Source organism: Defluviimonas sp. SAOS-178_SWC, assembly GCF_039830135.1.
GTDB lineage: Bacteria > Pseudomonadota > Alphaproteobacteria > Rhodobacterales > Rhodobacteraceae > Albidovulum.
The window spans coordinates 83,206-96,522 of sequence record NZ_CP156081.1 but is presented as its reverse complement, the minus strand read 5'-3'; the positions used below and the strand labels follow the sequence as shown (position 1 = coordinate 96,522).

The 13,317-nt window shown below is 62.9% G+C and carries 13 protein-coding genes; 4 read left to right on the top strand and 9 right to left on the bottom strand.

What is annotated here, in order from left to right:
* From mnmE to V5734_RS01310, 3 genes are all read right to left on the bottom strand, one after another.
* The gene (gene mnmE / locus V5734_RS01320; RefSeq protein ID WP_347311735.1) at positions 1-1,296 is read right to left on the bottom strand and encodes a tRNA uridine-5-carboxymethylaminomethyl(34) synthesis GTPase MnmE; all 1,296 of its coding nucleotides are present in this window, start codon (positions 1,294-1,296) and stop codon (positions 1-3) included.
* A 30-nt stretch (positions 1,297-1,326) separates the two neighbouring features.
* Positions 1,327-2,598: a transcription termination factor Rho gene (gene rho / locus V5734_RS01315; protein ID WP_347311734.1), complete on the bottom strand. Its 1,272-nt coding sequence runs from the start codon at positions 2,596-2,598 to the stop codon at positions 1,327-1,329.
* A 131-nt stretch (positions 2,599-2,729) separates the two neighbouring features.
* Positions 2,730-3,128 carry a CopD family protein gene (locus tag V5734_RS01310; RefSeq protein ID WP_347313695.1) on the bottom strand — a complete coding sequence of 133 codons (399 nt, stop codon included), beginning with the start codon at positions 3,126-3,128 and terminating at the stop codon, positions 2,730-2,732.
* A 477-nt stretch (positions 3,129-3,605) separates the two neighbouring features.
* Between V5734_RS01310 and V5734_RS01305 the strand changes: the two genes are divergently transcribed.
* The 4 genes from V5734_RS01305 to dnaQ are packed head-to-tail and all read left to right on the top strand — an operon-like array spanning position 3,606 to position 6,325.
* Positions 3,606-4,205, top strand: coding sequence for a Maf family protein (locus V5734_RS01305; RefSeq protein ID WP_347311733.1), 600 nt, complete (start codon positions 3,606-3,608; stop codon positions 4,203-4,205).
* The gene (locus V5734_RS01300) at positions 4,202-5,041 is read left to right on the top strand and encodes a shikimate dehydrogenase (protein ID WP_347311732.1); all 840 of its coding nucleotides are present in this window, start codon (positions 4,202-4,204) and stop codon (positions 5,039-5,041) included. The genes V5734_RS01305 and V5734_RS01300 overlap by 4 nt, the downstream gene beginning before the upstream one ends.
* Positions 5,038-5,640, top strand: coding sequence for a dephospho-CoA kinase (coaE, locus tag V5734_RS01295; RefSeq protein ID WP_347311731.1), 603 nt, complete (start codon positions 5,038-5,040; stop codon positions 5,638-5,640). Before V5734_RS01300 ends, coaE begins: the two co-directional genes overlap by 4 nt.
* Positions 5,633-6,325, top strand: a complete 693-nt coding sequence (dnaQ, locus tag V5734_RS01290; RefSeq protein WP_347311730.1) for a DNA polymerase III subunit epsilon — start codon at positions 5,633-5,635, stop codon at positions 6,323-6,325. The genes coaE and dnaQ overlap by 8 nt, the downstream gene beginning before the upstream one ends.
* Here the strand turns inward: dnaQ and V5734_RS01285 are convergent, their stop codons facing one another.
* The 6 genes from V5734_RS01285 to V5734_RS01260 all read right to left on the bottom strand — a co-directional run bounded on the left by V5734_RS01285 (position 6,326) and on the right by V5734_RS01260 (position 13,285).
* Positions 6,326-6,886, bottom strand: a complete 561-nt coding sequence (locus V5734_RS01285) for a sugar transferase (RefSeq protein ID WP_347313694.1) — start codon at positions 6,884-6,886, stop codon at positions 6,326-6,328. It abuts the gene before it with no gap.
* Between the two features lie 393 nt (positions 6,887-7,279).
* Positions 7,280-8,584: a xylose isomerase gene (gene xylA / locus V5734_RS01280; RefSeq protein WP_347311729.1), complete on the bottom strand. Its 1,305-nt coding sequence runs from the start codon at positions 8,582-8,584 to the stop codon at positions 7,280-7,282.
* Positions 8,581-10,017, bottom strand: a complete 1,437-nt coding sequence (gene xylB, locus V5734_RS01275; protein WP_347311728.1) for a xylulokinase — start codon at positions 10,015-10,017, stop codon at positions 8,581-8,583. The genes xylA and xylB overlap by 4 nt, the downstream gene beginning before the upstream one ends.
* A gap of 2 nt (positions 10,018-10,019) precedes the next feature.
* A complete protein-coding gene (locus V5734_RS01270) occupies positions 10,020-10,784 on the bottom strand; it encodes an ATP-binding cassette domain-containing protein (protein ID WP_347311727.1) in 765 nt (254 codons plus the stop codon).
* A gap of 7 nt (positions 10,785-10,791) precedes the next feature.
* Entirely contained in the window at positions 10,792-12,126 is a 1,335-nt protein-coding gene (locus V5734_RS01265) for a sugar ABC transporter permease (protein ID WP_432759655.1), read from the bottom strand.
* A 139-nt stretch (positions 12,127-12,265) separates the two neighbouring features.
* Entirely contained in the window at positions 12,266-13,285 is a 1,020-nt protein-coding gene (locus V5734_RS01260) for a substrate-binding domain-containing protein (RefSeq protein ID WP_347311726.1), read from the bottom strand.
* Positions 13,286-13,317: the final 32 nt, after the last annotated feature.

The following is a 13,317-nucleotide window of genomic DNA, read 5'->3' as shown; positions in this document are numbered from 1 at the left end:
TCATTTGCCGATGCAGAAGCTGGCGAAGATATCGTCCAGAAGATGCTCCACATCGACACGGCCGACCAGCGAATCAAGGGCCCGGATCGCTCGCCGCAAATGTTCCGCAGCAAACTCGGTTCGGTTTGCGCCGTTCCTTACTTCATCCTTGGCCGATTCCATAGATGAAATAGCGTTCAGAATTGCTTGCTGGTGCCTTTCCCGCGTCATCACCCCGGCGGATGCCGCGCGCGCACCCAACTCACCAGTAACCCGTTCGATCAGATCCGCGAGACCTTCGCCGGTAATACCCGAAAGGCTGAGAACGCCCTCCCCCCCATTCGAGCCAAGATCGACCTTGCTCCGTGCCAGAATGTCCCCCGGCTTTGGGTCGAGCATCGGAACGGCCTCATCGGAATCGAGAAGAAAGATTCGTAGGTCGGCGGACCTTGCCCGCTCCAAAGCGCGTCGCACACCAATCTCCTCAATGGCGTCCGTCGCCTCGCGCAGACCAGCCGTGTCCAGCAGCGCGACCGACAGACCGTCCAGATCCATCCGGACCTCGATCACATCCCGCGTTGTCCCCGCCACCTCGGACGTTATCGCGGCCTCCCGCCCCGCCAGGGCGTTCAACAGCGTCGACTTGCCGGCATTCGGCCTCCCGACGATCGCAACCTCAAATCCGTCGCGAATCCGTTCCGCCGCTCCGAAGCCGCGCAGTTCTCTGTTCAGACCGTCGGCAACCGTTTCGATCAGCTTCAGGACGTCAGGGGTCACATCGACGGGAACATCCTCGTCGGAAAAGTCGATCGTCGCCTCAAGAAGGGCCGCCGCGCGGATCAGGTCGCGGCGCCAAGATTCCGCGCATGCCCCAATCGCGCCCGACAAAACCTTCAACGCCTGTTTGCGCTGCGCCTCCGTCTCGGCCTCGATGAGATCGGCGAGCCCCTCCACCTGCGCCAGGTCCAGTCGTCCGTTTTCCAGCGCCCGCCGGGTGAACTCTCCCGCTTCCGCCAGACGCAAACCCGGCTGCGCGCCAAGGGCTGAAAGCACAGCCCGCACGGTCGCAGTCGCTCCGTGGACATGAAGCTCCGCCGATTCGTCTCCGGTAAAGCTGGCACCGGCCTCAAAGGTCAGCACAAGGGCATCGTCCAATGCCTCGCCGCCAAGCCGCAACCGGCGCAGCCCGGCATACCGAGGTCCGGGAAGGCGCCCGGCCAGAGCCATCACCGCTTCCCATGCCTGAGGCCCCGAGATGCGGATGACGCCAACACCTGCCTTCCCCCGCGCCGAGGCCAGGGCATAGATCGTATCCATACTAATAACCTATTGTTTTAAAACAACAAGTCAGGCGTTCATCGAGTCGAAGAATTCCGAATTCGTCTTCGTCTGCTTGAGCTTGGAGATCAGGAATTCGATGGCGTCCGTTGTCCCCATCGGGTTCAGGATGCGGCGCAGGACATAGGTTTTCTGCAGGTCGTTCTTGTCGACCAGCAGGTCCTCCTTCCGCGTTCCCGACTTGAGGATATCCATCGCCGGGAAGACCCGCTTGTCCGCCACCTTGCGGTCGAGGACGATTTCGGAGTTACCCGTCCCCTTGAATTCCTCGAAGATCACCTCGTCCATCCGGCTGCCGGTATCGATCAGCGCGGTAGCGATGATGGTGAGCGACCCGCCCTCCTCGATGTTCCGCGCCGCCCCGAAGAACCGCTTCGGCCGCTGAAGCGCGTTGGCATCGACACCGCCCGTCAGCACCTTGCCCGAAGACGGCACGACAGTGTTGAACGCTCGGCCGAGACGCGTGATCGAGTCGAGCAGGATCACGACATCGCGCTTGTGCTCAACGAGGCGCTTGGCCTTCTCGATGACCATTTCCGCGACCGCGACGTGCCGGGTGGCCGGTTCGTCGAAGGTCGAGGACACCACCTCGCCCTTCACGCTCCGCTGCATGTCGGTAACTTCTTCCGGCCGTTCGTCGATCAGGAGAACGATGAGGTAGCATTCCGGATGGTTCGATGCGATCGAATGCGCGATGTTTTGAAGAAGCACCGTCTTGCCTGTCCGCGGCGGCGCAACGATCAGACCGCGCTGGCCCTTCCCGATCGGCGCTACAAGGTCGATGATGCGGGCCGAACGGTCGCGGATCGTCGGATCCTCGATCTCCATCTTCAGCCGTTCATCCGGGTAAAGGGGCGTGAGGTTGTCGAACGCCACCTTGTGACGCGCCTTTTCCGGAACCTCGAAGTTTATCGCTGTCACCTTCGTCAGCGCGAAATAGCGCTCATTTTCACCCGGCGCGCGAATGACGCCTTCCACCGTGTCCCCGGTGCGCAGCGAATACTGCCTCAACATCTCGGGGCTGACATAGATATCGTCCGGACCCGGAAGGTAGTTCGCTTCCGGCGAGCGCAGGAACCCGAACCCGTCCTGAAGCACTTCCAGCACCCCGTCCCCGCCGATTTCCCACCCTTCCTCGGCATGCTCCTTCAGGATCGAGAACATCATCTCGCCCTTGCGCATGGTCGACGCGTTCTCGACCTCCAACTCCTCCGCCATCGACAGAAGGTCGGCAGGGCTCTTGGCCTTGAGATCGGCAAGGTTCAGGCGTTCATGGGTCATCTTGAAAAAACCACTCGGATCAGGCGCAAACGGGAAGCTGGCGCGATATATCATCAGGGGAATAACCCCGGTCCGGACGGCGGGGCTTTCGGCGCGAATACACCCGGGGAGAGCCCCGAGTCAACCGAGGGTCAGAATTTCACGATGACGGACGCGACGATGATGATCATCAGGACCGTCGGAACTTCGTTCATCATCCGGTAGGTTCTGCCGCTTCGCGTGTTGGCGCCTGCCATGAAGTCCTTTCGACGGTAGCCAAGCCAATGGTGAAACCAGGTCATTGTCAGGACCGACACGGCCTTGGTCCAGGGCCAGACCTCCGACCAATCCGCGATCCCGGGCGTGAAAACGAGCGCGAGCCCAAAGATCCACGTCGCCGTCATCGCCGGGTTCATGATCAGCCGAAGGAGTTTCCTCTCCATCACCTGAAACAGCCTGTCCGTCTCGCTGCCCTGCTCGATCTGCTCGACGTGGTAGACGAACAGTCTCGGCAGATAGAACAGACCGGCCATCCAGGAGATCACCGACATCACGTGAAGCGCTTTGGTCCAGGGATAGACCGAGGCTAGAAAATCGCCGATCACGACAGGTCCTTTCGCAACGTTGCCAGGTTCTCCTCTTATAAAAGAAAAGAAAAAAGAAAGAGAGGATGATGTTATTGGCCCTGTGGATGATGTGGATTTCCGGGTTTCCCGGTCAATGCCACACACTCACGAACCCCTGTGGATGAATTCGTGGCGAACTCGTCTGACTCTAAACTTGATGAAAAATACATATACGAAACAAATGGTTAATTATCATAACCATCCTGATCGGCTGTGCATGACTGATGGGAAAATACCGGGGAACAGTTCCTTTTCCACACCACGCGGACTCCACTTTGCACATGAGCAGGATTTCCCGCGGTTCTTGACAGGCCTCCCCTTCTGTCCCCAGTTCCCGCCAGACATAAACCTATCCCGACATCCTTACGCTGCTTTCCCCGCGCCTTACCCACAGAGTCATCCATGACCCCGCTTCTCATCCTTGCCTCCGGCTCTGAAATTCGCGCCACGCTTTTGAAGAACGCCGGCCTTTCGTTCGAGGCTCGCCCGGCCCGCATCGACGAAGAGACGATCCGGGCATCCTTCACCGCAGAAAATGCATCGCTGCGCGATCTTGCCGACGCCCTGGCAGAGATGAAGGCCCGCAAGGGAAGTGACCGAAATCCCGAAGCGCTCGTTCTCGGCTGTGACCAGATCCTCGATTGCGGCGGCGAGGTTTTTTCGAAACCCGATGATCCGGAAGCGGCGCGCGCCCAGCTCCGTGCACTGTCCGGCAGGACTCATCGGCTTCATTCGGCCGCGGTCGTCTTTCAGGCAGGAGAGCCACTCTGGCGCCACGTCGGTCAGGCACGGCTGACGATGCGGCACATATCGGACAGTTACATTGATGACTATGTCGAGCGAAACTGGGAAAGCATCCGCCACAGCGTCGGCTGCTACAAGCTCGAGGAGGAAGGCGTGCGGCTTTTCGCCCGCATCGAAGGCGATTACTTCACCATTCTCGGCTTGCCACTGATCGAGCTCTTGACCTGGCTCGGCATTCGGGGCGACATCGCCTCATGAACGATCATCCCCGCATTCCTCTCGCCGGCGTCATCGGCTCACCCGTCGCGCATTCGAAATCGCCGCGGCTACATGGCCATTGGCTGAAAAGTTACGGGATAGCCGGCTACTACATCCCGATGGATGTCACCCAGGCCGACCTGCGGGAGGTCATCGCGACACTGCCGAAGGCCGGCTTCGTCGGCGTCAACGTTACCATTCCGCACAAGGAAAGCGTGCTCGCACTGGCAGACGTCGTGACCGATCGCGCGGCGCTGATCGGGGCGGCGAACACCCTCATTTTCCGCAAGGATGGCCGAATCCACGCCGACAACACGGACGGCTACGGTTTCATCGCCAATTTGCGGCAAAATGCCCCCGGTTGGACTCCCGCTGCCGGGCCCGCCGCCGTCATCGGCGCGGGCGGTGCCGCGCGTGCCGTGATCGCGTCGCTGATCGAGGTTGGCGTCCCTGAGATCCGTCTGGCAAACCGCACCCGCACTCGGGCTGAGGCGCTTCGCCAGGAATTCGGCGCCAAGGTCGTCGTCCATGACTGGGTCCAGGCCGGGAACATGATGGAAGGCGCGGCGACGGTGGTGAACACATCCTCGCTTGGCATGACCGGGAAACCCGATTTCCGGGTGCCGCTAGATGCGCTGTCGCCAAGCGCCGTTGTCACCGACCTCGTCTATACGCCTCTCCGCACGAAGCTTCTCGAGGAAGCGGCAGAGATTGGCTGCGTCACCGTCGACGGGCTCGGCATGCTCATCCATCAGGCCGCCCCGGCCTTCGAGCGCTGGTTCGGTGTCCGGCCCGAAGTAGATCAGTCGGTGCGCGACGCGGTTCTGGCGGAATGACACGTCCGTTCCTGCTTGGCCTCACCGGCTCGATCGGCATGGGCAAGTCCACGACCGCGGCAATGTTCGCCGAAGAAGGCGTACCCGTCTGGGACGCGGACGCCGCCGTCCATCGGCTCTATATGCCCGGCGGTGCGGCGGTGGAGGCGATCATGGCGCTGCGTCCCGAAGCGCTTCATGAAGGGGCTGTCGACCGGGCGCGGCTCAAGGAATGGATATCCGCTGATTCAACCGCCCTGTCCCGGATCGAAGCCGTGATCCATCCGCTTGTTGCCGCCGATCGCGCCGCTTTCATCGCGAAGGCCGCCGCCGCAGGCGCCCGATTGGTCGTCCTAGACATCCCCCTTCTGTTCGAGACCGGCGCCGAGGCAAAGCTTGATGCGACCCTCGTCGTCACCGTGCCGGAGGAGACCCAGCGCGCCCGGGTTCTCGCCCGCCCCGGGATGACAGAGCCGCAATTCGCCACCATCCTCGCCCGCCAGATGCCCGACGCCGAAAAGCGTGCCCGCGCCACATTCGTGGTCGAGACTCTGACCCTCGACGCCGCCCGCGCCGCAGTCCGAGACGTGATCAGGAAGATCGGAGGCCCAAATGCGTGAAATCGTCCTTGATACCGAGACCACCGGATTCGAACCCGCCGAAGGCCACCGCATTGTCGAGATCGGCGCCATCGAACTCCTCAACCACATGCCGACCGGCAGGGTCTATCACCAGTACATCAATCCTGAGCGCGCGATGCCGAAAGAGGCGTTCGACGTCCACGGCCTCGGTGATGAGTTCCTTCGCGACAAGCCGCCCTTTGCCGCCGTGGCTGCGGCATTCCTCGACTTCATCGGCGCGGATTCCCGGCTGGTGATCCACAATGCCGCCTTCGACATGAAGTTCCTCAATGCCGAGCTTGGCTGGGCCAGCCTGCCGATCATCGCCATGGACCGCGCCCTCGACACAGTCGCGATCGCGCGGCGGAAATTCCCCGGGTCCCCTGCCTCGCTCGATGCGCTCTGCCGGCGCTTCGCGATCGACAATTCGGCGCGAGAGAAGCACGGCGCCCTTCTCGACAGCGAGCTTCTGGCGGAGGTCTACCTGGAGCTGATCGGGGGTCGCCAGCCGGATTTCGGATTGTCGGTCGATGTTGGCGGTCCCGGACAATCAGCGGCGGAAAGCTGGCGTCCGGGTCCGAGGCCGAACCCATTGCCCCCGAGGCTGAGCGCCGAGGAGGCAGAAGCCCATGCGGCGTTCGTCGCGGGTTTGGGCGACGCGGCGATCTGGAAGCGCTTCGCCTGATCAGACGCCGGTGGCGCGAAAGACAACGACGAGGGTGCGGGCAAGGATCGCGAGGTCGGTCCAGACGCCCAGTTGCGTTCGATAAACGCTGTCATAGGTCGCCCGCTCCGAGAATGACCCGCGATTGCGGCGGCTGACTTGCCAGAGCCCGGTAATGCCCGGACGCAAGCGGTAATAGTCGGCATCGGCCCGTCCGTTTCGGTAAAGCCCGCGCTGGTCCGGCGTGAACGGCCGTGGCCCGACAAGGCTCATCGTGCCATTCAGGACATTCCAGAGCTGCGGCAACTCGTCGAGGCTGGTACGTCGGAGGAGCGCCCCGAACCGGGTCACTCGGGGGTCGCACACGAGCTTCTGGGTCGTTCTCCATTCCTCGGCCAGAGCCGGATCGTCGTGCAGGATCCGCGCCAGCGCCGCATCGGCGTCGGGTATCATCGTGCGAACCTTCCAGCACCGGAACAACTTCCCATGACGGCCAACACGAGGCTGGGAATACAGCGCCTGGCCCCCGCCGGCTGACGAAACCACGAGTATTAGCGCGATCAACGGCACCACTACCGGCATCATCAGGACTAGAAGCGTCAGGTCTAGAAGGCGCTTTCCGGCAGCGGGGTAAAGTCGGCGCGACTGAACGTGTACGACATCGTCGCCAAACTCGAACAGGGGGGCAGCCATTCCGGAACTCTCCTTGCCAGGTTGCTCCGGAAAACCCCCACTCTCCGGTGACAGGAGTTAAACTATGAGTTGATTTGTTACAGATTCGTTAAGCATAATTTTTTCCGAACGCGGAGAACGCCAAAGAACGGCGGATTCATGCCGCCAAACTTCGCGGAATCGGTGCCAATACGCCGGTTTGAACGCCGAAATCACCTAAGCGGCGGGAAATGAGCGCAAAAACTCATCGGTTCAAGGACGGCGCTTTACAACGTTAAAACGGCCATTCCGGCCGATTCGCTCTCAGACGAAACGATTCCAGAGGTTCTCCAATCGCTCCTGTCGACCAGATCGCGGCTGCGGATCGAGATCGGTTGCGAGAACCCTGGCCGATATCGAGTCCAGCGTTCCAGACGACAGCATCGCAATATTCGCCGGATCATCCCACCCCGCATAGCGTTCGGCCCGCGCCCGTTCGAGCGATCCGTCCTCAAACAACGCAGCCGCCGCCTTGAACGCGCGCGCGCAGACATCCATCGCGCCGGCATGGGCGAGGATCAGGTCCTCGGGATCCAGCGATTGCCGCCTGAGCTTGGCATCGAAGTTGGTGCCGCCGGTCGTGAAGCCGCCGGCGCGGATGACCTCGTAATAGGCGCGCGCCATTTCCGGTACGCTGTCGGGGAACTGGTCGGTATCCCAGCCCGACTGGTAGTCGTTGCGGTTCATGTCGATCGACCCGAAGAGACCGAGGGACGACGCAAGGGCGAGTTCGTGTTCGAACGAGTGACCGGCGAGGATCGCATGGCCCTGTTCGATATTCACCTTTACTTCTGTCTCAAGCCCGAAACGTTTGAGGAAACCATAAACGGTCGCCACGTCATAGTCGTACTGGTGCTTCGACGGCTCCTGCGGCTTCGGCTCGATCAGGATCGCCCCATCGAACCCGATCTTGTGCTTGTAATCGACAACCATCTGAAGAAAGCGGCCGGCTTGTTCGGCTTCGCGCGAAAGATCGGTGTTGAGAAGCGTCTCGTACCCCTCGCGGCCGCCCCAAAGGACATAATTCTGCCCACCGAGCTTCTTCGTCGCATCCATGCAAGCCTTCACAGTGGCGGCCGACCAGGCGAAGACATCCGGGTCCGGGTTGGTTGCAGCGCCCGCCATGAACCGGCGGTGCGAGAAGAGGTTCGCCGTGCCCCAGAGCAGCCGGGTGCGATGGGTTTCCATCTTTGCGGCGAAGTAATCGACGATCTCTTCGAAGTTCCTCAAACTCTCCGCGAAGCTCTCCCCTTCCGGGCGAACGTCCGCATCGTGGAAGCAGAAGAACGGGGCGTTCAGGATGTCGAACATCTTGAACGCCACGTCCGCCTTCAGTTTCGCGCGCGCCATCGTGTCGCCGAACCACGGCCGGTCGAAGGTCTGGCCGCCGAAGGGATCGCCCCCCGGCCAGGCGAAACTGTGCCAGTAGGCGACGCCGAAGCGCAGGTGGTCCTCAAGCCGTTTACCCATCACCAATTCGTCGGGATTGTAGTGGCGGAAGGCGAAGTCGCTCGAACTGTCCGGCCCTTCGTAGCGAAGCTGTGGAATGTCTTTGAAAAAATCGGTCATGTCAGTCCCTTGATGGCGGTTTGGGCGGCGCGGAAACGGGCATGGCCTTCGTCGAAGGCTGCGGTCAGCGCGGGATCCGGGTTGAAGGTGCGGTCGATCTGGGGGGCCGACGCGATCTCTGCCGCCGCTCCGGTCGCGGCCATCAGGCCGAGGCGCGCAGCCCCGAACGCCCCGCCGTAATCGCCGGCTACCGGGACCGAGACCGGCGTGCTGAGCGCCGTCGCAATGGCCGAAAGCCAGTAGGCGGATCTCGATCCTCCGCCGACGGCGAGAAGCCGCTCGATCTTCGTGCCGGTTGCCGCGAGCGCGTCGCGGCAGTCGCGGATCGCAAATGCGACGCCTTCGAGGACGGCGCGGGTTGCCGCTTCCCGATCGGTCGCATGTTCGAGGCCAATGAACGCCCCGCGAATTGCCGCGTCGTTCAGGGGCGTCCGCTCACCGCCGAGATAGGGCAGGAAACGGGTCTTGCCGGGCGCCCGAAGCACCCCAAGGCCGTCGGTCAGCGCCCCGGCATCCGTTCCGGCGATCCGCGCGAACCAGTTGAGCGCGTCGGTTGCGGCGAGGATGACCCCCATCTGGTGCCATTTTCCAGGAAGCGCGTGGCAGAACGTGTGAACCGCCGTCGCCGGGTCCGGTTGATACCCGTCATTCGCGGCGAAAAGAACGCCGGACGTCCCGAGAGAGACAAAGGCCTGCCCGGCCGAAACGACGCCGACGCCGATCGCTGCCGCCGCATTGTCCCCCGCGCCGCCAGCCACCACGGCTTTCGCAGCAATGCCGAACCGAGCAGTGATCTCGGGTCGAATCCGGCCCGAAACCTCGGACCCCTCGACGAGACGCGGCATTGCGCCTAGGCCCAGCCCGGTCGCCGCGAGCAACTCCTCCGACCAGGTGCGTCTGCCGGTATCCATCCAGCTTGTCCCTGCGGCGTCGGACATCTCGGCCACACGCTCTCCGGTGAGCCAGAGCCGCAGGTAATCTTTGGGCAACAACACTTTCGCCACGCGGGCGAAGACCTCCGGTTCGTGCCGTTTCAGCCAGACGAGCTTGGGCGCCGTGAAGCCGGGGAACACGATGTTGCCGGTAATCGCGCGAAAGCGCGGATCGGCATCAAGCTCGGCAGCCTCGGCGTGGCTTCGCATGTCGTTCCAGAGAATGCACGGCCGAAGCACGTTGTCCGACCGGTCGAGAAGCACCGCCCCGTGCATATGCCCGGAAAGGCCGATGCCCCGAATCGCGGCGCGCCCTTCGGTGGGAAGCGCGCCGATCACCGACTCGGCCGCAGCGATCCAGTCGGCGGGGGATTGTTCCGACCAACCATCCTGCGGCCGCGAGACGGACAGCGGCGCCGTCGCCTCCGCCACGACGCGCTGGCCGTCGTCGATGAGAACGCCCTTCAGGCCGGATGTGCCAAGATCGAGGCCGAGATACATCGTCAGGCCGCCATTTCGGGCTTCTTGCCAAGTATGATCATCCCGAGGATGTCCTCGTCCGTCACTTCGTTCACATTCACCGTGCCGACCAGCTGGCCGTTCTTCATCACGCTCGCCCGGTCGCAAAGTTTCATCACGTTGTGGATATCATGCTCGATGAGGAAGATGCCGAGGCCTTGCGCCTTCAACTCCTGGATCAGCTCCGCGACCATCTGCGTCTCGTGTGGGCCGAGCGCGGCGGTCGGCTCGTCCATGATGAGAATCCGGGCGTTGAAATAGACCGCACGCGCGATGGCGACCGACTGGCGCTGGCCACCCGAAAGCGCGGAGACCGGCACGTTGAACTTGCGGAAGTTCGGATTGAGGCGCCCCATGATCTTGCGGGCCTCGGCCTCCATGTGGACCTCGTCGACAAGGCCCATCGGGGTCGTCAGCTCCCGCCCGAGAAAGAGGTTCGAGGCGGCGTCGAGATTGTCGGCCAGGGCGAGCGTCTGGTAGATCGTCTCGATGTTGTAGCGTCGGGCGTCACGGGGGTTCTCGATCGTGGCTTTCTCACCACTGATAAAGATCTCGCCGCTGTCGGCATGGTAGGCGCCCGAAAGGCACTTGATCAACGTCGATTTCCCCGCGCCGTTGTGGCCGAGAAGGCCGACGACCTCGCCGGGATAGAGATCGACCGTAACGTGATCGACCGCCTTGATGCCACCAAAGGCGATGGAGATGTCGCGCATCTCGACGAGCGGGGTCTGTCTGTCATGTGCGTTCATGGCACCCTCACTTCGAGCGGCTGCGGTAAAGCTTGTCGAGATAGACGGCGAGCACGAGGACCGAGCCGACGACCACCTGCTGGATCGCGGCGTCGAAACCGATCAGCACCATGCCGGTCTGAAGGCTCTGCATCACCAGAGCGCCGATGATCGCGCCGTAGATCGTGCCGATCCCGCCCCCAAGCGAGGTGCCGCCGATGACCGCCGAGGCGATGACGTAAAGCTCATCGAGTGTGCCGAGCGCGTTGGTCGCGGAGTTCAGGCGCGCGGAGGCGACCACGGAGGAGAGCCCGCAGAGGAACCCCATCAGCGCAAAGATCTTCACCGTCATCCAGCGCGTGTTGATCCCGGCGAGTTCCGCCGCCTCGGGATTGCCGCCGATGGCGAAGACGTAGCGGCCGAACCGGGTCTTTGTCATCAGGAAGGTCATCGCGATGCCGACGCCGATGAGGATAAGAACCGGAATGGCAAAGCCGTGGCTGATGAAGAGCCCGCCTTCGGGAACAGTGATCCCGTTCCTCTGCGCGTACTGGTTCACGATCCCCTTGGGCCAGGGATAGGCGTTCACCAGAAGTACCGCGCCGATCACGATCCCGCAGCCGACCACGGCCAGGAAGACCTCGGCCCAGACCGGGCGCAGCGGGAACTCGAACTTGTGCCGTTGCTTCCGCCCATTGAGGATGAGGAACACGATCCCCGCGCAGGCCAGGAGGCCAACGATCCAGCTTCCGGTTGCGCCGACCGCGCCATAGGGCCCGCCGCCGAGCAGAGCGAAGGTCGAGTCGACCGGCGAGATCGTCTCGCCCCGAGCCACGAGAAAGGCGGCGCCGCGCCAGACCAGAAGACCGCCCAGCGTCACGATGAAGGCGGGAATGCCGCCGAAGGCGATGAGAAACCCGTGGAACGCTCCGATCGCGGCCCCGATCGCGACACCGCAGAAAACGGCGATGGCCCAGATCAGCGGATGGCCGAGACCAAGGTATTTCGGCAGGACATAGACCTGCATCATACCCATGACGATCGCGCAGAACCCGAGGATCGAGCCCACCGACAGGTCGATGTGGCGCGTGACGATCACGAGCACCATGCCGGTCGCCATGATCCCGATGGACGCCGTCTGAACCGACAGGTTCCACAGGTTGCGGGGCGTCAGGAACGCGCCGAAGCCGTTCACCAGTTGCCCGTAAAGATGGAACCCGATCCAGATCAGTACGAGCGCGCCGACCATGCCGAGAAGTCGGGTGTCGAGTTCGGTGGCCCGCAGGAAGCGGGTTACGGGACCGTCGTCGGAGCGCGAACCGGCGGGCTGGATACCGGAAGTCGTGGAGGTGGGCTTGTTCATGTCCTCATCCGCCATGTCAGGGGTGGAATCGCGACGCTTCGCGCCGATGGGTGCCAGCGCCGGGAATTCGGATGCCGGATCGGGGGCCGGCGCCCCGCAGGAAGGCCCGGCACCTATCGGCGCCGGGCCTCGCATGACATCAGCAGCCGTTCACGCCAGCCATCGCGCCTTCGCAGGCCTGCTCTTTCGAGATGTGGCCGGCTTCGATTGCGACGCCGATGTTGTCCTTGGTGATCGGTGTCGGCGCGAGGAAGATCGCGTTCATCTCGACGCCCTTCTCACCGCCGGACCACTTTACCGCGCCCTCGACCGCATCCATCGCGGTGCCCTTGGCCATGGCGACGGCGATATCGCCCGCGGCCTTGCCAAGCTGGCGCGAATCCTTCCAGACCGACACAGTCTGCGTGCCGCGCGCGACCCGGTTGATCGCGGCGAGATCGCCGTCCTGCCCGCCGACCGGAACGTTGAGGCCCTGCGCCGCAAGGGCCGCGATCGCACCGCCGGCCATGCCGTCATTCTCACACAGAACCGCATCCACCGCGTTGTTGTTGGCGGTCAGGATCTGCTCCATGTTTTTCTGGGCGTTGTCCGGCTTCCAGCCGTCGGTGAAGGTTTCGCCGACGATCTTGATTTTGCCGGCGTCAACATCGGCGCCGATCACTTCCATCATGCCTTCGAGAAGGAAGGCTGCGTTCGGATCGCCTTTGTCGCCCTTGATGATGGCGTAATTGCCCTCGGGCTGCGCGGCCTTGACCTGCTCGGCGATGATCTTGCCGACGCCCTTGTTGTCGAAGGTCAGGTAAAAGGCGCGGTTGTCCTCGATCAGGCGGTCGTAGCCGAGAACAGGGATGCCTTCTGCGGCGGCCTTGTCGATGGCGGGGCCGACGGCGTCCTTGTCGACCGACAGGATGACAAGCGCTTCGGCGCCTTGTGCGATCAGGGCTTCGACATCGGTAAGCTGCTTCGCCGCCGAGTTCTGCGCGTCGGACGAAATGTAGGTGCCGGCCGCCGCCTCGATTGCCGCCTTCATCGCCGCTTCGTCGGTCTTCCAGCGCTCCTCCTGGAAGTTGGACCAGCTGACGCCGATGGTCTGCGCCCAGGACGAATTGGCAACGAAACCGGCCGCCAGGGCGACGGCCGCCAGAATGGACTTGTTCATAAGTTCCTCCCTTGATGGGCTTTGCCGCCCGC